We start from the raw sequence: 21,179 nt of genomic DNA, 5'->3' as shown, positions 1-21,179 counted from the left end.
TCCGCAGTTGCATCACCGCGCAGGCTTATATATCAAGGTACTTCAGGAGCATGTCCAGCCGGTCGCGGCCCACCTCGCTGCCGTTGCCGTCGTTAAACTGGGCGGTGATGCGGTACTCAAAACGCTCTAAGGTGGAGATAATACGGGAGGGGTCCGTAGTGTTTAGCTTCAGCGTGAGCTTGATTTTATAGGGGTCCATCTCATCCGGCGACACGTAGGCGCTCAGGATTTTCACGTTTTCCTCCTCAATCAGGCGGCTTATCTGGCTCAGCGAGTAGTCCCGCTCGGGCATCGATAACACCAAAATGCTGCCCTGCCCCTGCAGCGCCGACATCTGTCCGAAGGCCGCGATGGTGTCGTTGATGGTGATGATGCCCATATACTCCTGCTCCTCGTCCAGCACAGGCACCACCTGTATCTTGTTTTTGATGGCCGCCTCCATCACCTCGTAAAAGTGCTGGCGCTGCATCACATGTACGTCCTGGTGCTCCAGTTCCAGATCTCTCAAAGCCTGGCTGCGGTCGGTCAGCTCTATCAGGTGCTGCTCGGTGGCCAGCCCCATATACCGGCGGTTGCTTACCACGGGAAGCTCGTTTACGCGGAACTCATCCATCCAGCGCAGCGCCTTTTCCACGGTGTCGTAGAGCTTCAGCGGCGGAATCATTTGGTTGATGAGTTCTTCTGCAATCATGTAGCTGGCGCGGTTATGGGTGTCTTGGCTAAAAACCTCTCTAAAATACTGTTAAACTTCTCCGGATGTTCCATCATGGGCGCATGCCCGCACTTATCGATGAAATATAACTCAGAATTCTGTATAAGCCTGTTAAACTCGTGAGCCACAAGCGGCGGCGTGATGGTATCGTTCAGTCCCCATATCAACAACGTCGGCACCTTTATGTTTGTGATGTCCTTGGCCATGTTGTGGCGCTGCGCCGATTTGGCGATGGCGATGATCCGCAGGCATTTGGCATTGCTGTTGGTGATGGAGAAAACCTCGTCCACCAGCTCCTTGGTGGCCGTTCTGGGGTCATAGAAGGTATACCCGACGCGCTCCTCCACATACTGGTAGTTGCCGCGCTTCGGAAACGAGCCGCCCATCGAGTCCTCGAACAGGCCGGAGCTGCCCGTGAGCACCAGGCGCTGCACCATGTCCGCGTTCTTCAGGGCATATACCAGCGCCACGTGCCCCCCCAGCGAGTTGCCCAGCAGGGTCAGGTCTTTCAGCTTTTTCAATTTCACAAAGTCCTCCACAAACGACACCAGCCCCGGCACCCCGGCCTTGTGCAGCGCCATCTCATATATGGGCATGAGCGGTATAACCACGCGGTAGTCTTTCGAAAAGTGCTCTACCACCCCGTTCCAGTTGCTCAGCGCCCCGAACAGCCCGTGCAGCAGCAGCAGCACTTCACCTGCCCCTTCGTCTATGTACTGGAAATCCCGATCTTGCCTGATTTGTAAATCCATGTAGCGTCAAACTTATCTTAAGAAACGTATTCTTGAGGTATACGGTCAATTTACGGTGCAATATTAGCAATAGTAAGCCAATTTTGGAGCAAGTGCAAACCGTATGTCGTCAGGGCGGCCTCCGGATGGAACTGCAGCGCATACAGCGGCAGCGCCTTGTGCCGGAACGCCATCAGCTCGCCTTCCTGCGTGTGCGCCAGCGGCAGAATAGTTTCCGGCGTGTGGCGCAGCACCAACGAGTGGTAACGCACCACCGGCATTTTTTGTGGCAACCCTCGGAAGATTGGGTCCGGCTCGCATATAATCTCGGATATCTTCCCATGCATCGGCCGGATGCCTTTTTTCAGGGTGGCCCCGAAGAACTCGCCCAGCGCCTGGTGCCCCAGGCATATGCCCAGCATCGGCACCCGCGTATGGTAATGGCGGATAACGTCCGGCAAAGAGCCCGCCGCCTGCGGCGTGCCGGGCCCCGGCGAGAGCACAATGGCCTCTACAGGCAACAGCTGTATCTCCTGCAGCGGCACATTGTTCCGCACCACCTGCGCCTCCACCCCCAGTTGCCCGAAGTAATCCACCAGATTGTAGGTGAAAGAGTCGAAGTTGTCGAGCAGGAGCAGCATGGGAAAAGTTAGAAAGTTGGAGTGTAAGTATGAGGAAGCTGCCAAAGTTAGGTAGTTCTCAGCTTTACTGAAATTGTCCCCTATATGCCCGACACTATGTATACCATATATAGCTACCGCCTACAATTTCCTAACTCTTTAACTTTCTAACTCCCGCACTCTCTAACTTTAAAATTGATGCTTCAGGGAGGTGATGAGGGCTTTGACGAACGGGAGCACGTAGCTCAGGATGTCGAGGGCGTAGGGCGTCGTTTTGAGCACCACCGGGTACACCACTGAGGCGGTGGCTGTCTCCGCCGACACGCTGATACCGGCCATATCCGACACATACAGCAGCAGGCTCAGCGCCACGCACCACTTCAGGGCACCCAGCACGGCTCCCAGGAAATTATCAAAGAACCCGAATGGCGTAAAGTCGATAACTTTTTTCAGCAGCAGCCCGCCGAGGTGAATCAGCAGAATGATGGCCACGAACACGATCAGAAACGTAACGTAAGGCAGCAGCCCGTGCGCATCGCCCACCACGCCCTCCATCATCGGCAGGGCCGTGTCCAGCAGCTTCAGGCCGCCTAAAATAGCCAGCACCAGCGCCACCAACGACACCAGTTCCAGCAGCAGGCCTTTCCGGAAGCCCTGAAAAGCGCCATAGGCAATCGGGATTGCCAGGAAGAAATCAAACGTACTCATTTACTACACAAGACAAAAAGGGCGAGGCACATGACGCAGGATTTGCAGCCTGCGTGGCAGGAGCAAATATGGAAAGTCTTGCTTTTACTTGCAATCCTTTTCGCTGAATCTTAGCGGGGTTATGGGGCCCACAGGCCATTGCCGTTTCCGGAGCAACGGCCTGCGGGGCATGTTTTAAAAATCGGTGTTGTTGAGCAGGAGGCCTGCCGTGGTGGAAATAGCTCTTCCGTCGGCCTGGCCAGCGAGTTCTTTAGAGGCCACGCCCATCACTTTGCCTATGTCGGAGGGGCCGGTGGCACCCACACGCTGGATAATCTCCAGCAGGCGCGCGCGCAGGTCGCCCTCGTCCAGTTGCTTCGGCAGGTACTCCTCTATCACGGCCAGCTCGGCCAGTTCCACTTCCTCCAGGTCGGTGCGGCCCTGCCCGGCGTACAGTGCGGCGGAGTCGCGGCGCTGCTTGGCGGCCTTGGTCAGCAGCTTCATCTCTGTGTCCGTGGAGATGCCCTCCATGCCGCCTTTCTCGGTTTCGGCCAGCAGTATCTGCGACTTTATGCTCCTGAGTGCCTGCAGGCGGCCTTTTTCTTTTGCCAGCATGGCTTGTTTAATGTCAGCGTCGATGCGTTCTTTTAAGGTCATAGTTTTATATTGATGAGTTATATGAGGTGATGGCCTGCACTTTAAGCCACAGGCCATCTTATATACGCTGCCGCGCCCGAAGCAACGGACAAGCATCTTAAACAAAATTCATGTAATTTTAGTCATTCATATATAAAGGCAGGATTTCGTCCTCGCCACGCAAATTATATATAGCCATGACCAAACTGAGTGTAAATATAAACAAAATAGCCACGCTACGGAACGCCCGCGGCGGCGACAGGCCAAATGTGGTGCAGGCCGCCAAAGACTGCGAGCGGTTCGGGGCGCAGGGCATCACGGTACACCCGCGGCCCGACGAGCGCCATATCCGCTACCGCGATGTATATGACCTGAAGGAAATCGTCACCACCGAGTTTAACATCGAGGGCAACCCCACCCCGGATTTTATAAAGCTGGTGAAGGACGTGAAGCCGGAGCAGGTGACGCTGGTGCCGGACGCGCCGGACGCCATCACCTCCAATGCCGGCTGGGACACCATCCGGCACAAAGACTTTCTGGCCCAGACCATCCTGGAGCTGAAGGAGCACGGCACGCGCGTCTCAATTTTCGTGGACCCCGATGAGGGCATGGTGGAGGGCGCCGCGCTGGTGGAGACAGACCGGATTGAGCTATATACCGAGGCTTATGCGAAGAACTATCACAGCAGTCCTCAAAAAGCTATCGCGCCCTATATAAAAGCCGCACAAAAGGCGCAGGAGCTTGGCCTGGGTATCAACGCCGGTCACGACCTGGACCTCGACAACCTGAAGTACCTGAAAAACAACCTGCCGGGGCTGGATGAGGTAAGCATCGGCCACGCCCTGATTTGTGATGCCTTGTACCTGGGGCTGGAGAACACGATACAACTCTACCTGCGCCAGCTCAAATAGCCGATGGTGAATACGATAGCTATCGAGGAGTTTATACAGAAGGCGGCAACTTTGCCGGTGCTGGACGTGCGCGCGCCCAAAGAGTACGAGGTGGGCCATATCCCGCAGGCGCATTCTTTCCCTATTTTTGATGATAACCAGCGGGCCGTCATCGGCACCGCCTACAAACAGCAGGGCCACGACCCGGCGGTGTTAATTGGCCTGGATTTGTTCGGCCCGAAGATGTCCGGGTTTGTGAAGGAGGCGGGCAGACTGGCGCAGGACAAGGAGTTGCTGGTGCATTGCTGGCGCGGCGGCATGCGCAGCGGGGCCATGGCGTGGCTGCTCAGCTTCTCCGGCTATACCGTACACCTGCTGCAGGGCGGCTACAAAGCCTACCGCCATCTGATGCAGGAGCAGTTCCGGAAGCCCTGGCCCTTGCTCGTGATTGGCGGCCTCACCGGCAGCGGCAAGACAGATTTGCTCCCCCACCTGCGGCAGCTCGGCCAGCAAACCGTGGATTTAGAGGGAATCGCCAATCACAAAGGCTCCGCGTTCGGGAGCATCGGGATGCCGCCGCAGCCCAGCACCGAGCATTTCGAAAACCTGCTGGGCATGGAGCTGTTGAGGTTAGAGGAAAGCGCGCCGCTGTGGCTGGAGGATGAGAGCATCACCATTGGCCGCATCGTCATGCCCAAGCCCCTGTATGACCGGATGCAGGCATCGCCTACCATTGTGCTGGAGCTGCCAAAGCAGCTGCGCGTACAGAAACTGGCCGAAGAGTACTGCCGTACCGACAAAGCCCTGCTGGAAAGCGCTATCCTGAGAATAAAGAAGCGCCTCGGCGGTCTGGCAACGACGGAGGCACTGGAAGCCATCGCAGCCGGGGATATGGAGAAAATGGTGGAGGTAGCCCTCACCTATTACGACAAGGCCTACACTTACGAACTGGCCAAAAAGCAGCAGGTGCTGCCACTGCCGCTAAACGGCCTGGACCCGGCGGAAAACGCACAGCGGGTACTGCAGTTTGCCCGGCAGCAAAATTTAATATGACCCATGAACGAAACATCAGAACAACCCATACGCCTTACCCAGTACAGCCACGGCGCTGGCTGCGGCTGCAAAATCGCACCCAAAGTGCTCGACGCCATCCTCCACACGGACATCACTTACCCCGAAAACAAGAACCTGCTGGTCGGCAACAGCTCCCGCGACGACGCCGCGGTATATGACATCGGCCACGGCCGCGCCGCCATCAGCACCACCGACTTTTTCATGCCCATCGTGGACGACGCCTACGACTTCGGCCGCATCGCCTCTGCCAACGCCATTTCGGATGTATACGCCATGGGCGGCACCCCGATGATGGCGATTGCCGTGCTGGGCTGGCCGATTGATAAGCTGGCTCCCGAGGTGGCGAAACGCGTGATTGAGGGCAGCCGCAGCATTTGCCACGAAGCGGGCATCCCGCTGGCGGGCGGCCACAGCATCGACAGCCCGGAACCGATTTTTGGGTTGGCCGTGACCGGCATGGTAGACATCCCCAACCTGAAGCAGAACGACACCGCCACCGCCGGCTGCGAACTCTACCTCACCAAGCCTTTGGGTGTGGGCATGCTGACCACCGCACAGAAAAAAGGCATCCTGAAGCCGGAGCATGCGCAGCTGGCGCCGCAGCAGATGATGCAGCTGAACAGAATCGGGGCTGACCTGGGGCGGCTGCCACAGGTAAAAGCCATGACAGACGTAACCGGCTTCGGTTTGCTGGGCCACTTATCCGAAATGTGCGAGGGCAGCAACCTGACAGCGGATATATACTTTGAGAAAGTGCCGGTGCTGCCGGAGGCGCTGGCATATATGGCCCAGAAAGCCATACCGGGCGGCACGCACCGCAACTTCGACAGCTACGGCCACAAAATAGCCGACCTCACCCCAGACCAGAAACACCTGCTCTGCGACCCGCAAACCAGCGGCGGCCTGCTGGTGGCCGTTGACCCCGCCGGGCGGAGCGAGGTGCTCGCCCTTTTCGAGCAGCATGGCCTGCACCTGCAGCCTTTCGGAGTGTTGAGAGAGCGGGGTAAGGAGGAGAAGCTGATACGGGTGGTTTGAAGATTTGGAGATTTGAGGATGTGGAAATTTGGAGATTTGCGTATCCATCAATCTTAGCCATATATCCGTGAGCTGATAATTGTTAAATGATAATTGATACCTGACAAATGAAACTACATTATAAGGAAATAGGCCACGGGCAGCCGCTGCTGATACTGCACGGCATGTTCGGCACGCTGGATAACTGGCAGACGCTGGCCAACCGCCTCGCGGAGCATTACAACGTTTTCCTGGTGGACCTGCGCAACCATGGCCGCTCACCGCACGCCGATGAGCAGGACTATGATTTGATGGCAGCCGACGTGCTGGAACTGGTGGACACACTGCAAATCCCGACACCGGCTATCATGGGCCACTCGATGGGCGGGAAAGTAGCTATGAAGTACGCGCTCAACTACCCTACCCGCATCACCAAGCTTATTGTAGTGGACATTGCACCCAAAGCCTACCCGCCCCACCACGACGAGATTATTGAGGCCCTGCAATCGGTGAAACTGGAGGGGGTAACGAGCCGGAGCGACATAGACGCCCAGTTGGCCGAACATATAAAGGAAGAGTACGTGCGCCAGTTCCTGATGAAAAACCTGTACCGCAAAGAGGACAAGTCCTTTGCCTGGCGCATGAACATCGACGCCATCGACAAAAACTACGAAAATCTAAGTGCGGCCGTAACCTCCGACGTCCCTTTCAAGAAGAGCACGCTTTTCATCAAAGGCGGCAGGTCGGGCTATATTAAGCAGGAGGATATATACGGTGACATTGAGCGCCTCTTTACGATGGTAGAGATTGAGACTGTGCCCGAGGCAGGCCACTGGGTGCATGCGCAAGCCCCGGACGAGGTATATGACCTGGTGACAACCTTCCTGAGCACAGATTAATAAGTCAGAATCAGGATTTTCAGGATTAATGGATTAAGCTTTTTTGAGTTTTATACTGTAAGCCGCAAAAGCGTACTGCTATAATCTGCCTGCGCGCTTCCAGAAGCAAAATTTAAACATGCTTAAATTAGCATCAGCCTCAACGCGGGTATCTTGAAATTTTATAACATATATCCTGTTCATCCTAAAATCCTGTAAATCCTGATTCTGACTAATGACGCTGCCAGAGCCGCTTAATGCCGTGGCAGCCTGGCTTTTTCGGTGTTATATATCCCTAATCCTGCAACGTGAAAAAACCCGGCATCCTTTACCTCATCCCCACTGTGCTGGCAGACGGCACCGCCGACAAGGTTATATCCCCGCAGGTGGTAGATGCGGTGAAGCACCTGTCCTATTTTATCGTGGAGAACCTGCGCACCGCCCGCCGCTACGTCAAAACCATATGCCCGGAGCTTGTCATCGAGCAACTGACATTTGTGCAGGTGGATAAGGATGCCACGCCAGCCCAGGTGCAGGCCTCGCTGAAGCCATTGCTGGAGGAAGGGAAAGACGCGGGCATTATATCGGAGGCGGGTTGCCCGGGTGTGGCGGACCCCGGCGCGGAGGTGGTAAAATATGCGCACCAGAGGCATATAAAAGTAGTGCCGTTCGCCGGTCCGTCGGCCATTCTGCTGAGCCTGATGGGCAGCGGCTTCAACGGGCAGCGGTTTGCCTTTCATGGTTATCTGCCTATCGAGAAAGGACCTCGCCTGCAGGCGCTCCGCCACCTGGAGAAGGAAATGCAGCAGCGCGACCAGACGCAGATTTTCATGGAGACGCCCTACCGCAACAACAAGCTGCTCGAAGACCTGGTGCAGACGCTCAGCGGCGGCACCCGCCTCTGCATCGCCGCCAACATCACCTCCCCCGAACACGAACTCATCCAGACCAAAACCATCGCTGACTGGAAAAACCAGTTGCCGGACATACACAAGCAGCCTGCGGTGTTTTTGATATATAGGTAAAGGCTGATGCCTATCTAACACCTTAGCTTCCCGATGTTGCCCTTTTGAGATTTCCTCAAAAGCAGTTCTCATAACCGAGGATGCTAATGTTTTGTATTATAGTGTGCGAGCAGTAAGGCAGCATCGTTCCTCTTGCTTATCTTAAGCCTGCTCTTTTTTGCATACTGCTTCATTTCCCCCTCTTCAGGTCCGAAGATTTTGAAGGCATTCTTGTCTTTTAGCTCCAGCACCTGCTTCCCGTCTGATATATAAAACTTCTCTTTTTTAAGGATTTCAGCTTTTTTATCCCCTACATCTAAAATAGGAGTGTAGTTCGCTTCCTGAACCTGCAACTCGGTGTGAGACAGCAACTGTACCTTTGCACCCGGAACCACCACTCTGAAAAAGCCTGCATATATTCTTTCGTTCAGCCCAAAATCCTTGCAATTCAGGAACAATGCCTTTTCCTGATTCTCTTTATCTACCCACTCAAATCTTTTAATGTACATGCCGCTTAGCACCTTTACCCCATCCTCCGTCTTTACTTCCATGACATCATGCCTGATGTCATATTTGATGGGGATGTTCTCAAGCACCTGCCCCGCTGATGTATACAGGCTCCCCTGCCTCCATTCATCATTCAGATAAACGCTCCCCTCTACTACAGCTGATTTATCTGCCATCTCCGTGATATTATCATTCCTGACGACTCCGGTTACCTGGTTTGTCATCTGGTCCAATGGAGGGGTTGCCACCCTTGGCGCGCCCTTTTGTGCTGATGCACTCAATGCAACCAAGAGCAATGCACAGACTGCCATTAATTTTTTATTCCGCATTTCCATAACAACGCCATTTAATACCTTTCAACGCCATATAATTTAGCAGTTTAACAATAAAAAAGGGAGCTTGAAGCTCCCTTTTTTATTGTTGTTAAAAATCATCTTCTAAGAAACCAGTTCTTCGATGTCCGGAAACATGGTAGATAGTATTGTAAGGAGTTACATTTTCATCCTCATCCTCTTCATCACTGAAGGAAACTTTAAAGTAAATGCTGTCTGTCTGCACACCTGTTTTAGATTCTGCTGCATTCAGAAGCACCTTCCCGTCGGCTATGGTCACCATACTCTCATAGGCGGCATTTGGTGCCTCTTCAACCCCAAAGGTAAGGTTCTGCATATTTACCGGGGCCTTTACTTTATAGGTCCAGAAATGTCCCTGATCATCAATCCAGATGGAGTCTCCGCTGTTATCCGAAGTATTATATGTCAGGAGCGTTGAATATCCGCCACCGGCATCCACAAATACACCTGGAGAGGTTTCTACTTTATAAGTTACCCACCACTCCCCTGATACTGGGAACGTTGAAGTGTACTCAATTTCTGGTGCATCTCTTTCGCATGAGCTCAAGAAGCCAACGGAAAGCAGGATGGCAAGAAAATATAAATATGTCTTTTTCATCTTTTAAATCTATTTGTTAAAATAGTTATTGTTTCTGCCACTTTCTTGCTGAGTTAGCAAGGCCTTGGTCTAGTAGGCTCACGGATAGTTCCATCAAGCCAGCGTCATTCAGAGTACCAGTTCCTTCTACCCGCCCATAGCCACTTAAAGCAGATGTGGGTAGTACTAGGTTTGTACCATCCGTTGTAACAATATAAGCAGGAATAATAGCAGCACTACCACCTCCCCATATGTTGCTTGACCTATAGAAACCAGGAGCCAGTTTAACGACATCAGCTACATAGGCAAATGATCCGGTATTTGCATACTTGCCGGATATGTCTACCCCCTCCTGCTCCGCCTCTGGCAGCACAGCAACTGTACGCGTTACGGTTCCCGAGAATCCGTCTTTGTTCGTTGCACTGTACACTATTTCGTAAACGCCCGGAGTGCTTGTGTCTACTGTTCCGGTAGTCGTAACTTCTATCTCCGTCCCTTCTTCAGTTGCAGTTACGCCTGGTTCTGTATAGGTTTCTCCTTGTACAAGCGACATAAATTCATCACCTGCCATCTCGAAGGTTGGGAAATAAGTTATTCTCGATAAGCCTTCCGTGTCTTCTTTATCACAACCTGCAAAGAAGAAGGCTGACAGCACTACAAAGGCGTATATTATTTTTAGTTTTTTCATGATCTAAATGTTCAAATGGTTCCACCTAGTTGACGTCCCACCACACAGGTGAGGTGATGGGCTCTGCTTTCTGCGGCGCATTGGGGTTCCGCTGTGTAACGATATTAGGTATAGGCAATCTTGTTGGGAACACCCCTCCTGTCACGCCCCCTGCCGGATAGTTCAGAAAGTCTGGGTAACCAGTGCGGAGTATCTCAAAATAGGCCTCCAGGCCTTGGTAAGTGCCAGCAAGCGCCACCCATTTCTGAACGATGATTGCCTCCAGTTTCTCCTCAAAGCTTCCGCCTACCGGGAATTCATAAGCACCCTCAGGCCTTTCCAGTCCAAGCTGGTCATAAGCTTCCTCCACGCCTTGATTGTATAGTTCCTCTGCACTTGCTGAACCAAAGCCACGGAGCGCGGCTTCGGCCTGCAGGAAGTAACTTTCGGCCTCAGATATAAAGTAAACTGGTGCAGTAGGCTCAATCAACGCCCTGGATGTAGTTAGTGGGTCTAAGGAAGTTGTTGGAAGGTCAAAGGTGCCTTGCTCCATTGGCTTGTACCCACCTTTAGCAGCAGGCCGGTAAAGCGCCTTCAGTCGCACAGAGTCCCGGAAGCCTTCGTCGTCCACTAGGTAGTTAAACAAAGTCTCGCTGGCCTTTAGGTTCTGGTTTGTGTTCAGGGCTGTGCTTTGGTCCATCTCATACAACGGATTTCTGGCTGAGGTACGGTCCTCGAAAATGTCAACAGCTGCAGGCTCGGCCAAAAACTCGGCACCACCCTCATACAATGATCTCAATCCGGCTTCCGCCACATCAGGTCGGGCATAAATCTGGCGAAGGTAAATTTTGAGCTTCAGCGTATTTGCAAAACGAACCCAGTCAGTCATCTCCCCGCCAAACACAATGTCGGCCTGCGCCAGGCTAGGGACAGCCTGTGCTGTTATTTCCTTGGCTAAGGCATCGTTGATTCGCACAATCAACGAATCGTATACAGCCTCTCCTGATCTAAACATCGGATTTGCGATGCCCTCGTCTCCCCGAAGCGCCTCATCAAACGCAATATCGTCATACAAGTCCGTTAACACTTGGAAGGTGTAAGCCTGCATCGCAGTGGCCATCAAATAGGCGTTCCAATTTTCAGCTTCCCTTGCCTGCTCAATCACATAGTCGTAATCATTCAAAGCGCCAGAATACAGCTCTGTATATCTATTGCTGAAGGCTGAAGTTGAAGGTGTAATGTTGTACTGATCAATCTCCTTGTACTGGTTTGACCCGTTGTTCTGTGTATAATACTGCGCCCAGATACCTCCCAGGATGGCATACTGCCCACCTACCGTACCCGCTGTGGAAATAACGGCGGCAGGGAAAACAAGCTCAATAGGAGCGCTCGCTGGGTTGTTAGGGTCTGTATTTACATCTAGAAATTCATCTTTATCGCATGCTGTTGAGGTTATCAGCAGCGAAAGGGCAATTCCTATTGTTCTTATTATTTTTTTCATTCTTCTGTAAATTTAACTGGTTAAGTCCCTAGAAAGTTAATCTAACACTTACGCCATAGCTTCTTGTAGTTGGTCCGGCAGCAAACTCACCGAATTCACTCAAGAGGTCATTGCCAAAAGTAGTAGACTCAGGGTCTATGATGTTATTGTTACCCTCTGTCCAAACAAACAGATTGCGGCCTATCAGGCTTATGTTTGCTGCTGAGAAAGGGGTTTTTTCTAGAAGAGAAGTAGGTAGGGTATAACCTAGAGTTAACTCTCTTAACTTTAGGAATCCCCTGTCTCTCAAGTGCTCTCGCTCAATAGGAGGGTTGCTGTTGTCATTCCAGTAATCAACTACACTTGCGGCATCTATTGGCGTAGTATTTTCTGTTGTAATCAGGTTTCCTTGGTCATCTTCATCCGGAACACCGTCTCCATCGGCGTCTACTGTTACCACAGAGTTAGGGACAATAAACGGCGCACGCTCGTTGTAAAGTGTATTGGTTGAGTTACCCACGAACTGTGTTAAGCGCTGCGTGTAAGAATAGAACAGGCCTCCTGTTCTATAGTCGAAACCTAAGGATAAGGACAGCCCTTTATAGCTCGCTGTGTTGTACAGACCCATTAGGTAATCTGCCTGAGCATTTCCGTAGGTTATTCGGTCGCCTTCTAGCGGGAAGCCAGTGCTTTCATTCACGATGATGTTGCCAGCAGCGTCTCTCAGGTAGTCTGGCCCCTTGAACACACCAAGTGGCTCTCCTACTTCAGCAACAAAATCAATACCGTAAATATCAGTTAGCAATACCTCTTCGAGCCCTTCTCTCAGTTCCAACACTTCGTTGCGGTTGTTGGAGAAAGTGTAACGCAAGTCCCAGGTAAAATCATTTGTCTGCACCGGAGTAGCATTCACCAGTAGCTCAATTCCCTTATTCTGCACTTCACCAAAGTTCAGCACCTGGGTGGTGTATCCAGTGGAGGGATCTACCGGTACGGCTAAAATCTGGTCTGTTGTAGTTCTGTTGTAGTAGGCAAGGTCAAAATTGAGGCGGTTGTCTAACAACCCGAAGTTAACGCCAAATTCATATTCTGTTGTGATCTCAGGCTGTAATTCGTTGTTACCTATCTGGTTAGAAACCTCAAAGCCACTGATACCACCTATCGGGAAATTAATATCACCAAAACCAAGCGAAGTGGTTCCTGGAATAAAAACTGGTCTGATGCTGTATGGGTCCGCATCGTTACCGGTTTGCCCCCAGGCGGCTCTTACCTTTCCGAAGGTGATAGCTGAAGGGAGCGTCTCTATCATATCCGTGAATACAAAGCTGGCATTCACACCAGGATAGAAGAAGGAATTATTGTCTTCCGGTAATGTAGAGGACCAGTCGTTACGAGCACTCAGTGTCAGGTACAGGTAATCTCTGTACGAGAACTCGGTCTGGGCATATACGCCTAGCAATCTCCTCTCCGAAACAGTTGTATTCGCCTCAACTGGGTTGGTTGTATTAGACAGATCGAAGAAATCAGGCAGGCTTAGGTTTGTGACAGATGCTGTGATGTTTTTGAACCTACGTTCGTTCACGTTAGCACCTACTAAACTGTTCAGGTGGATGTCTTCGGTCAGGTCATTATTCGTAGAAAGGATGAAGTCTCCGTTCAACTCACTGGCATATCTAGTAATTTCGGCAACATATCCCTCAGAAGGAGAGGACGTTGCATTTGGGCTTCCTGGTGTTAATGTGTAGGGTGCAATCCAGTCTTTCAGCACGCCGTTTGCAACATCACCACCCCCTCTGAAAGAAGCAGTCAACCACGGTGTCAGTTCATAATCTAAGGTTACGTTACCATAAAGACGATTTTCCTCAAAGTCATTGCCGTTGCGCTTCAACGGCCAGTAAGGGTTTTGCGCATACAGCGTAAAGTAATTGTCATTTGTGTTAAACGGAAAGTCCAGATCTTCAAAATCCACAATGCTCATATCGCGGGGTATTTGTATGATTTCCTGGAACATAGTAGTACCGCCGCCGCCTTGGCCTGTGGTTACCACCGACGCATCCTTTCTAACAAAGTTTAAACTGGACGAAGCTGAGAGGCGTTCTCCCTTAGTTGAACCCCTTACGGAGAGAGTATTTCGGTTGTACGAGTCTGCATCCGTTGGAATGATACCGTCTTCGTTGGCATTACTATATGACACGTAATAAGTGGATTTCTCAGTGCCGCCACTAACCGCCACTGTATTCAGGAAAGCAGTACCTGTCTCAAAGAAGTCTTTCAGGTTGTCTTCTTGAGCAGCAAACGGCTTTAACTGCTGAGAGTTATCTACAACGTTCCCCCAGAGTCTGTCTTTGCCATCCAGCCTTGGCCCCCAACTACCATTTTCCTGCGAATTGAATGTACCGCTCCAGCCCTGGCCGAACATGTTCTGCAATTGTGGAAGAAACAATGGCCTTGAGGCAGTAACAGAACTTGTTACGCTAACCTGCGGCTTCTCCCCTATTCTGCCTTTCTTAGTTGTAATCAAAATCACACCGTTCGCTGCCCGTGAGCCATACAAAGAGGTGGCTGACGCACCTTTCAGTATTGTAATAGAAGCGATGTCGTCTGGGTTGATGTCATTGGCGCGGTTACCAAAATCCTGTGTTCTGTTCACATCACCTGGAATAGTGGTTTCGGCAAAGTTACCGGCACTGTTGTTTACCGGAACGCCATCTACCACATAAAGCGGGTTGTTGTTTCCCCCGATAGAAGAATATCCACGAAGCACTACCTTGGTAGACGCACCAGGAGCGCCTGAAGCGGCAGAGATGTTTACCCCGGCAACTTTCCCCTGCAGGGCATTCATTGGACTGGTAGAGCGGCCTTTTGTTATTTCTTCGTTCTGAACTGTGCTGGCAGCATAACCAAGTGAGCGTTCTTCCCGCTCGACACCAAGAGCCGTTATTACAACCTCTGAGAGTTGTTCTGTGTCAGTCGACAAGGCCACATCAATTGTGCTGGCATTGCCTATGGCACGCTCCACATTGGTATACCCAATAAACCGGAACTCCAGGGTATTGTTACCTTCCGGCACATTGATGGTATAGTTACCTTCTATACCGGTGGTGGTACCTACGGTGGTTCCTTTAACGATTACAGCAACACCGGGCAGTGGCTGCCCAGTAGACTGGTCAGTTACTGTACCTGTTACTGTTCTGCTCTGGGCCATCGCCTGTTGCAGCAGGACGGAGACCAGAAAAAAACATAACATTAGAGCTTTCTTCATTGTGTTGTTTGTTTAAGTAAGTGTTTGATAAAAATTTAACATATAATATAGCAAGTGAAACAGACCTTCGGCAGGCCCAGGCGGAGTGTAAACGGTATGAATCTGTTGATATCAGGGTGATATAGTTATCGCCGAATCCGTGTGTCAGTGTCTGGCTAGGCAAGCATGCTGAACTGGCAGTAAGCCAAGCTGTGAAGCATCAGGCCTTGCAGCGCATTAGCCGAGAGACGAGGCAGGGGCGCATGCCATGGCAAAGACTTGCATGCAGCCGCGCAACCAGTCATCCCGCCGCCTTCAGGAAAAGGGGCGTTTTATGACTGAAAAAAGATTGCGCGGAATTTGATGAGTAGGTTTTAAGAGTAAAGCTTTATCCATATGCCGTGGTTCCTCAAGCAGAGATTTACACCAAGTTTATTTAAATAAGTTCGTATTTACAAATATTTAATGTATACATGCATACCTTTTGTTTTACTCACCGCCAACTTTAGCAAGCTTAACATTTTAAAAAGCAGATATTTAATTTATCTATATCCCACGATTCTTTTTCGCTGTAATCATTAAAATAATTTTTGTATCGATACCTGAATATTTCCTTAACAAACCAAGCATTTTATTGCCACTCTCACAGTAGCCCACCAACTGCGGATAACCCATCCGGTATAGCCGGAAAATGTGCAGCCCAACATCAGAAAGCTCAAAAAAAATTTTAGCAGGGACAAAACAGAGGCTCCTGCGGCGCTCGCTTTCCTCTTGAGTCTATATATATGATGTTATACGAGACAATCACGATAGTGTCGCAGCGCCTGCTCCGGCATATAACTCCTGCAGCAGGACGGTACACACGGCATTCGGACTATATAACTATATATAGCCGGAGGCTGCTTACAGGGCTGCAAAATTAACTCAGCGCCTGATACGTAATGAAGGCCATGACATAGGCCAGGCCGCTCATATATAACAGCTGCGCCAGGGGCCACGTCCAGCTTTTGGTCTCGCGGCGCACAATGGCCAGCGTACTCACACACTGCATCGCGTACAGGTAGAAGATCATGAGGGAGAAACCGCGGGCGGGCGTGAAGAACGGATCGCCGTTGGCATCCTTCTCCGCCATCAGCTTTTCTTTGATGGTGCTCACGTTCTCTTCCTCGCCTACACTATATATAGTAGAGATAGTGCCGACAAACACCTCGCGGGCCGCAAAAGAGGTAAGCAGGGCAATCCCGATTTTCCAGTCGTAGCCCAGCGGCCGGATGACGGGCTCTATCACGTGGCCGACCACACCGGCGTAGGAAGACTCCAGTTGATGCGAGGCGATCAGGTTCTCGGTCTGCACCTCCGTCAGGTTCCGGGCCTGCGCCTCGGTAAGCGCCAGCGCACGGGCCTGCTCCATGTTGTCGCCGGGACCGTACGAGGCCATCACCCACAGGATAATGGACACGGCCACAATCACCTTACCGGCTTCAAAAACGAAGGCCTTGGATTTCTCTACTATCGTGAGGCCCACGTTCTTCCAGCGCGGCATCTTATATACCGGAAACTCCATGATGAAGTAGCTGCGCTCGCGGGCTTTCAGGATGGTTTTGAGCAGCAGCGCGGAGAAAATGGCCGCCAGGAAACCGATGATATATAAGCCCATCAGCACCAGGCCCTGCAGGTTCAGGAAACCGAGGTAGTATTTCTCCGGCACCACCAGCGCAATCAGCACGGTATATACCGGAATGCGGGCAGAGCAGCTCATCAGCGGCGTCACAAAGATGGTGATCATGCGGTCTTTCCAGTTCTCGATCGTCCGGGCCGACATCACGGCGGGCACGGCGCAGGCCACACCCGACATCAGGGGCACCACGCTCTTGCCGTTCAGTCCGAACTTGCGCATGATCTTGTCCATCATGAACGTGACGCGGGCCATATAGCCCGTCTCCTCCAGGATGGCGATAAAGGCAAACAGGATAGCGATCTGCGGCACGAAGATCAGCACGCCACCCAGGCCGGCAATCACGCCCTCGGTCAGCAGGTTCACCAGCGGTCCCTCAAAGTTATCCTGGATCAGGCTGTTCAGGCTGGCGATGCCCTGATCGATGAGATCCATGGGGTAGCTCGCCCAGGCAAAAATGGCCTGGAAGATGAGGAACAGGATGGTGAAGAAAATCAGGTAACCGAAAATCTTGTGCGTCAGGATCTGGTCGAGGCGGTTGCTGAACTTCTCCCCTTTGGCGGTCTTCTCCACGCGCACCACATCCAGCAGCATCTCGTTGATGCGGGTATAGCGGGCAACCGTCTCGTTGGACTGCAGGGTGATGGAGTGGAAGCCGTTTTGCTGCAGCTGCTCGTCGAGCCACGCCACGTCCTCCTCTTTCAGAAATTTCAGGCTTTTGTGATGGTGCGCGTACTGCAGCGCCAGGTAATCATTTTTCAGCCCGAACCTTGCCTTTACCTTCTGCAGCAGCGGCTGCAGTTCGGCTGGCGCCTCGTAGAATTTCACCTTTGTGGGCTCCGGCTGCTGCGTCATCAGGATTTTCAGCGCCGCCACGCCCTTGCCCTTCCGGGCATTCATCGGGATAACGGGCACGCCCAGTTCCCTGTGCAGGGCCGGGATGTCTATCTTCACACCCTCCTGCTCGGCCACGTCCACCATGTTCAGGGCGAGCACCGCCGGTATCTGCAAATCGGCCAGTTGTGTGAACAGCAGCAGGTTGCGCTTCAGGTTAGACGCATCGGCGGTGACGATGATCAGGTCGGGGTAGTGGGCCGACTTCGGGTCGTAGAGCAGGTCGATGATGATGCGCTCGTCCAGAGACTTGGGGTACAGGCTGTAGGTACCCGGCAGGTCTATCATCTGCACCTTCAGTTTTGGCGTGAGCTGGCTGTAGCCTGTCTTTTTGTCTACCGTAACACCCGGAAAGTTGCCGACCTTCTGGTTGAGGCCCGTCAGTTGGTTAAACAGCGAGGTTTTGCCGGAGTTCGGGTTGCCGATGAGGGCGACCCTGGCCACAAGCGGCTGCACGGGGGGCGCTTCGACACGCGGCGGTAAATCTGGCTGGGTAGTTACGACAGTCATAATTAGGTTACTGCTTGAGCAATATGGTCTCGGCTTCGTCCAGGCGCAGGGACAGGGTATAGTCGTTGACGATAATCGTGATGGGGTCGCCCAGGGGCGCACGGCTGTTCAACTTTACCGACGTACCCGGAATGCATCCCATCTCAAGCAGCTTCAGGCCCATCTCGGGGTCGTTGAGGCAGCAAATCACGCCCTGCTCCCCTATTTTCAGGTCGCGCACACTTTTCTGCCCCGGCTTCTGTTCTGCTTTTTTTCGCACGTTTCCTTCTGCTTATTTAGACTTGTTATAAACAACTGCAAGTTACAAGGTGTTTTGTACTAAAGCAAAAGAATTACAGATTTGGAAATCTGAAGAGGTGGAGATGTGGAAATGAGCTATTTACCGGATTTGAGGATTTGGAAATTTGACGGTGTGGAAATGGAAATAATGGAAGATTTAGGAGTGCAGAGAATGGTTAAATGGTTAAAAAGTGAATAAAATAATTTCCAAATCCTCCAATTTCCAAATCTTCAAATCCGCAATTACTCCGAGTAAAAAACCCGCTTCACCCGGCTGCTGACGTTGGTGAGCAGCTCGTACGGAATGGTGCCGATGCTTTTGGCCAGCTCCACCAACGTCAGCTGCGGCCCGAACAGAATCACTTCGTCGCCGGCTTTCACCTCCAGGCCTGTCACGTCCACCATGCACATGTCCATGCACACGTTGCCAATAATGGGGCAGCGCTGCCCGTGGATGAGCACCTGCCCGGTGCCGTTGCTGAAGCGGCGGTCGTAGCCGTCGGCGTAGCCGATGGCGATGGTGGCGATGGTCTTGTCGGCGTCGGCCACGCCTTTGCGGCTGTAGCCCACCGTCTCGCCCTGCCGTATGTGCTTCACCTGCGACACGGTGGTCTTAAGCGTGCTGACCGGCCGCAGCGCCTCCTGCTCGTCGCCGGTGGCCTCCACGCCATATATGCCGATGCCCAGGCGCACCATATCCAGCTGGTGCTGCGGGAAGCGCACAATGCCCGCCGAATTCAGGATATGCTTGATTACTCGATAGCCCAATCGCCCTTCTACCACCGCGGCCATCTTCCTGAAAGTGCTGATCTGCTGCTGCGAGAAATCGTTGTGCACCGCCTCGTCGGCCCCGGCCAGGTGGCTGAAGGCGCTCACCACCTGCACCTGGGGATGCTGCTGCAGCAAGTCGAAAAGGGCATCAAAATCATCCTCCGTAAAACCCAGCCGGTGCATGCCAGTGTCCAGTTTCAGGTGTATTTTATATATAGCCGAAGCTGACAGCGAAGCTATATAGGCCTGCAGTTGCTCCAGGGCATATATCTCCGGCTCCAGGCTGTACTGCCGCAGCTTCGCGAAACTGTCGGGAGAGGGGTTCATCACCATGATGGGCAGCGTAATGCCCTGCTCGCGCAGCGCCACGCCCTCGTCCACATAGGCTACGGCAAGGTAATCGGCGCGGTGAAACTGCAGCAGGTTGGCCACCTCGAAACTGCCGCTGCCGTAGGCGAAGGCTTTCACCATCACCATCAGCCTGGTGCCGGGGGCGAGCTTGGAGCGGTAGTAGTTGAGGTTGTGTACCAGCGCATCCAGGTTCACTTCCAGCACCGTGCCGTGTACTTTCTGCTGAAAGGCCTGCACAATCTTCTCGAACCCGAACACGCGCGCGCCCTTCACCAGCATCAGCTCGTCCCGAAAGCGGGCAGGGTTAAACTGCGCCAGAAAATCGGCGGTGGACATATAAAACTCCGCCGGAACGCGGAACAGGCTGCTGTACCTGCTGATTTTCTCCCCAATGGCAATGAGCCGCTCCACGCCCCGCGCCTGCACCAACTCCGCCACCTGCCTGTATAGCTTCTCCTCCGGCAGCCCCGACTCCAGCAAGTCCGAGAGGATAACGGTGCGCCTGCCCCGCTGCGGCTGGTTCACGAGCAAATCCAGGGCGATGGCCAGCCCGGCCAGGTCGTTGTTGTAGGTGTCGTCGATGAGGTAGCAGCCGTTGATGGCCTCCTTCATTTCGAGGCGCATGGCCACGGGGTGCAGGCGGTCCAGCCGGTCCTGTATCTCGGAGAGCGGCAGGCGGCGGTACAGCAGCACCGCCAGGCAGTGGAGCGCGTTCTCTACCGAGGCCTCGTCGGTGAACGGAATGGCCAGCCGCTGCTTTTCAGCTTTATATATATACTCGATAATGGTTTTGTGGCCGACCGTGGTGGCAGCCGTTATGTAGACATCTGCAGGCTGGCTGCGCGACCAGGTGAAGGAGGTGATGCCCTGCGCCTGTACCGCCTCGTCTATCAGGGTATGGTCGGCGCAGTAAAAGAGCAGGTCCACCTCTTTAAACAGTTTCAGCTTCTCGGCCACTTTCTGTTGGTGCGAGCCAAAGCCTTCGTCGTGGGCGCTGCCGATGTTGGTGAAGATGCCCAGCGTAGGCCGGATGATTTGTTGCAGCTTCTCCATCTCGCCAGGCTGCGAAATGCCCGCCTCAAAAATGCCGAAGGTATGGTGCTGGTCCAGCTGCCACACGCTCAGCGGCACACCCAACTGCGAATTGTAGCTGCGCGGGCTTTTCACCACCATCTCGTCCGGACTGAGCAGTTGCGCCAGCCACTCCTTCACGATGGTTTTGCCGTTGCTGCCCGTAATGCCGACTACGGGTATATGAAACTGCCCCCTGTGCCAGGCCGCCAGCTTCTGCAGCGCCTCCAATGCGTTCTCCACGAGCAGCAGGTTTGCTTCCGGGTATAGCTGCCTCAACTCCTCCGGCTCGCCCTGCTCCACCACAAACTGGCGCACACCCTGCATATATAGCTGTGCCAGGTATCTGTGGCCGTCGTTGTACCGGCCCCGGATGGCAAAAAACAGGGTGCCTGCCGGCTGCGAAAGTTTCCGGCTGTCGGTGAGCAGGTGGACGATGGGCAGTGGCTGCACGGCCTGTACCTCGCGGCCCTGCACGATAGAAGGGAGTTGCTGAAACGTAAGCATATATAGGTTGAAGAGGCCCGCGCCAAAGATAGCCGAAGGAGTTGGAAAGT

General features: G+C 52.9%; 18 protein-coding genes. 5 read left to right on the top strand and 13 right to left on the bottom strand.

The features are described 5' to 3' along the window. Positions 1–25: 25 nt before the first annotated feature. The 5 genes from GSQ62_RS14115 to GSQ62_RS14095 all read right to left on the bottom strand — a co-directional run bounded on the left by GSQ62_RS14115 (position 26) and on the right by GSQ62_RS14095 (position 3,407). The gene (locus tag GSQ62_RS14115) at positions 26–691 is read right to left on the bottom strand and encodes a CBS domain-containing protein (RefSeq protein WP_161890102.1); all 666 of its coding nucleotides are present in this window, start codon (positions 689–691) and stop codon (positions 26–28) included. Continuing rightward, positions 688–1,464 carry an alpha/beta fold hydrolase gene (locus GSQ62_RS14110; RefSeq protein ID WP_161890101.1) on the bottom strand — a complete coding sequence of 259 codons (777 nt, stop codon included), beginning with the start codon at positions 1,462–1,464 and terminating at the stop codon, positions 688–690. The genes GSQ62_RS14115 and GSQ62_RS14110 overlap by 4 nt, the downstream gene beginning before the upstream one ends. Positions 1,465–1,514: 50 nt before the next feature. Continuing rightward, a complete protein-coding gene (locus GSQ62_RS14105) occupies positions 1,515–2,084 on the bottom strand; it encodes an anthranilate synthase component II (protein ID WP_161890100.1) in 570 nt (189 codons plus the stop codon). Positions 2,085–2,252: 168 nt separating this feature from the next. Continuing rightward, complete coding sequence (locus GSQ62_RS14100) at positions 2,253–2,771, bottom strand: CvpA family protein (RefSeq protein ID WP_161890099.1); 519 nt, start codon at positions 2,769–2,771, stop codon at positions 2,253–2,255. A gap of 174 nt (positions 2,772–2,945) precedes the next feature. After that, the gene (locus GSQ62_RS14095; RefSeq protein ID WP_161890098.1) at positions 2,946–3,407 is read right to left on the bottom strand and encodes a GatB/YqeY domain-containing protein; all 462 of its coding nucleotides are present in this window, start codon (positions 3,405–3,407) and stop codon (positions 2,946–2,948) included. Between the two features lie 176 nt (positions 3,408–3,583). Between GSQ62_RS14095 and GSQ62_RS14090 the strand changes: the two genes are divergently transcribed. The 5 genes from GSQ62_RS14090 (at position 3,584) to GSQ62_RS14070 (ending at position 8,267) form a co-directional block, all read left to right on the top strand. Beyond that, complete coding sequence (locus tag GSQ62_RS14090) at positions 3,584–4,297, top strand: pyridoxine 5'-phosphate synthase (RefSeq protein ID WP_161890097.1); 714 nt, start codon at positions 3,584–3,586, stop codon at positions 4,295–4,297. Between the two features lie 3 nt (positions 4,298–4,300). Next, positions 4,301–5,329, top strand: coding sequence for a tRNA 2-selenouridine(34) synthase MnmH (gene mnmH, locus GSQ62_RS14085; protein ID WP_161890096.1), 1,029 nt, complete (start codon positions 4,301–4,303; stop codon positions 5,327–5,329). A 3-nt stretch (positions 5,330–5,332) separates the two neighbouring features. Beyond that, positions 5,333–6,385, top strand: a complete 1,053-nt coding sequence (gene selD, locus GSQ62_RS14080) for a selenide, water dikinase SelD (RefSeq protein WP_161890095.1) — start codon at positions 5,333–5,335, stop codon at positions 6,383–6,385. A gap of 107 nt (positions 6,386–6,492) precedes the next feature. Continuing rightward, a complete protein-coding gene (locus GSQ62_RS14075) occupies positions 6,493–7,263 on the top strand; it encodes an alpha/beta fold hydrolase (protein WP_161890094.1) in 771 nt (256 codons plus the stop codon). Between the two features lie 287 nt (positions 7,264–7,550). Next, the gene (locus GSQ62_RS14070) at positions 7,551–8,267 is read left to right on the top strand and encodes an SAM-dependent methyltransferase (RefSeq protein ID WP_161890093.1); all 717 of its coding nucleotides are present in this window, start codon (positions 7,551–7,553) and stop codon (positions 8,265–8,267) included. An 83-nt stretch (positions 8,268–8,350) separates the two neighbouring features. Here GSQ62_RS14070 and GSQ62_RS14065 read toward each other — a convergent pair whose 3' ends face one another. The 8 genes from GSQ62_RS14065 to GSQ62_RS14030 form a co-directional block, all read right to left on the bottom strand. Beyond that, positions 8,351–9,088: a hypothetical protein gene (locus GSQ62_RS14065; RefSeq protein WP_161890092.1), complete on the bottom strand. Its 738-nt coding sequence runs from the start codon at positions 9,086–9,088 to the stop codon at positions 8,351–8,353. Between the two features lie 88 nt (positions 9,089–9,176). Further along, positions 9,177–9,704, bottom strand: coding sequence for a lipid-binding protein (locus GSQ62_RS14060; RefSeq protein ID WP_161890091.1), 528 nt, complete (start codon positions 9,702–9,704; stop codon positions 9,177–9,179). A 25-nt stretch (positions 9,705–9,729) separates the two neighbouring features. After that, complete coding sequence (locus GSQ62_RS14055; protein ID WP_161890090.1) at positions 9,730–10,371, bottom strand: immunoglobulin-like domain-containing protein; 642 nt, start codon at positions 10,369–10,371, stop codon at positions 9,730–9,732. 25 nt (positions 10,372–10,396) lie between these two features. Beyond that, positions 10,397–11,851 carry a SusD/RagB family nutrient-binding outer membrane lipoprotein gene (locus GSQ62_RS14050; protein ID WP_161890089.1) on the bottom strand — a complete coding sequence of 485 codons (1,455 nt, stop codon included), beginning with the start codon at positions 11,849–11,851 and terminating at the stop codon, positions 10,397–10,399. A gap of 28 nt (positions 11,852–11,879) precedes the next feature. Beyond that, positions 11,880–15,092 carry a SusC/RagA family TonB-linked outer membrane protein gene (locus tag GSQ62_RS14045; protein ID WP_161890088.1) on the bottom strand — a complete coding sequence of 1,071 codons (3,213 nt, stop codon included), beginning with the start codon at positions 15,090–15,092 and terminating at the stop codon, positions 11,880–11,882. Positions 15,093–15,990: 898 nt separating this feature from the next. Next, positions 15,991–18,150: a ferrous iron transport protein B gene (feoB, locus tag GSQ62_RS14040; RefSeq protein WP_161890087.1), complete on the bottom strand. Its 2,160-nt coding sequence runs from the start codon at positions 18,148–18,150 to the stop codon at positions 15,991–15,993. 7 nt (positions 18,151–18,157) lie between these two features. Further along, positions 18,158–18,409 carry a FeoA family protein gene (locus GSQ62_RS14035; RefSeq protein WP_161890086.1) on the bottom strand — a complete coding sequence of 84 codons (252 nt, stop codon included), beginning with the start codon at positions 18,407–18,409 and terminating at the stop codon, positions 18,158–18,160. 263 nt (positions 18,410–18,672) lie between these two features. Beyond that, complete coding sequence (locus GSQ62_RS14030; protein ID WP_161890085.1) at positions 18,673–21,129, bottom strand: bifunctional UDP-N-acetylmuramoyl-tripeptide:D-alanyl-D-alanine ligase/alanine racemase; 2,457 nt, start codon at positions 21,127–21,129, stop codon at positions 18,673–18,675. Positions 21,130–21,179 lie beyond the last annotated feature (50 nt).

Origin of the sequence: Pontibacter russatus (assembly GCF_009931655.1) — a bacterium.
Classification (GTDB): Bacteria; Bacteroidota; Bacteroidia; order Cytophagales; family Hymenobacteraceae; genus Pontibacter; species Pontibacter russatus.
Note: the sequence above shows the minus strand (reverse complement) of the source record. Positions and strands in the feature narration are given on the sequence as shown.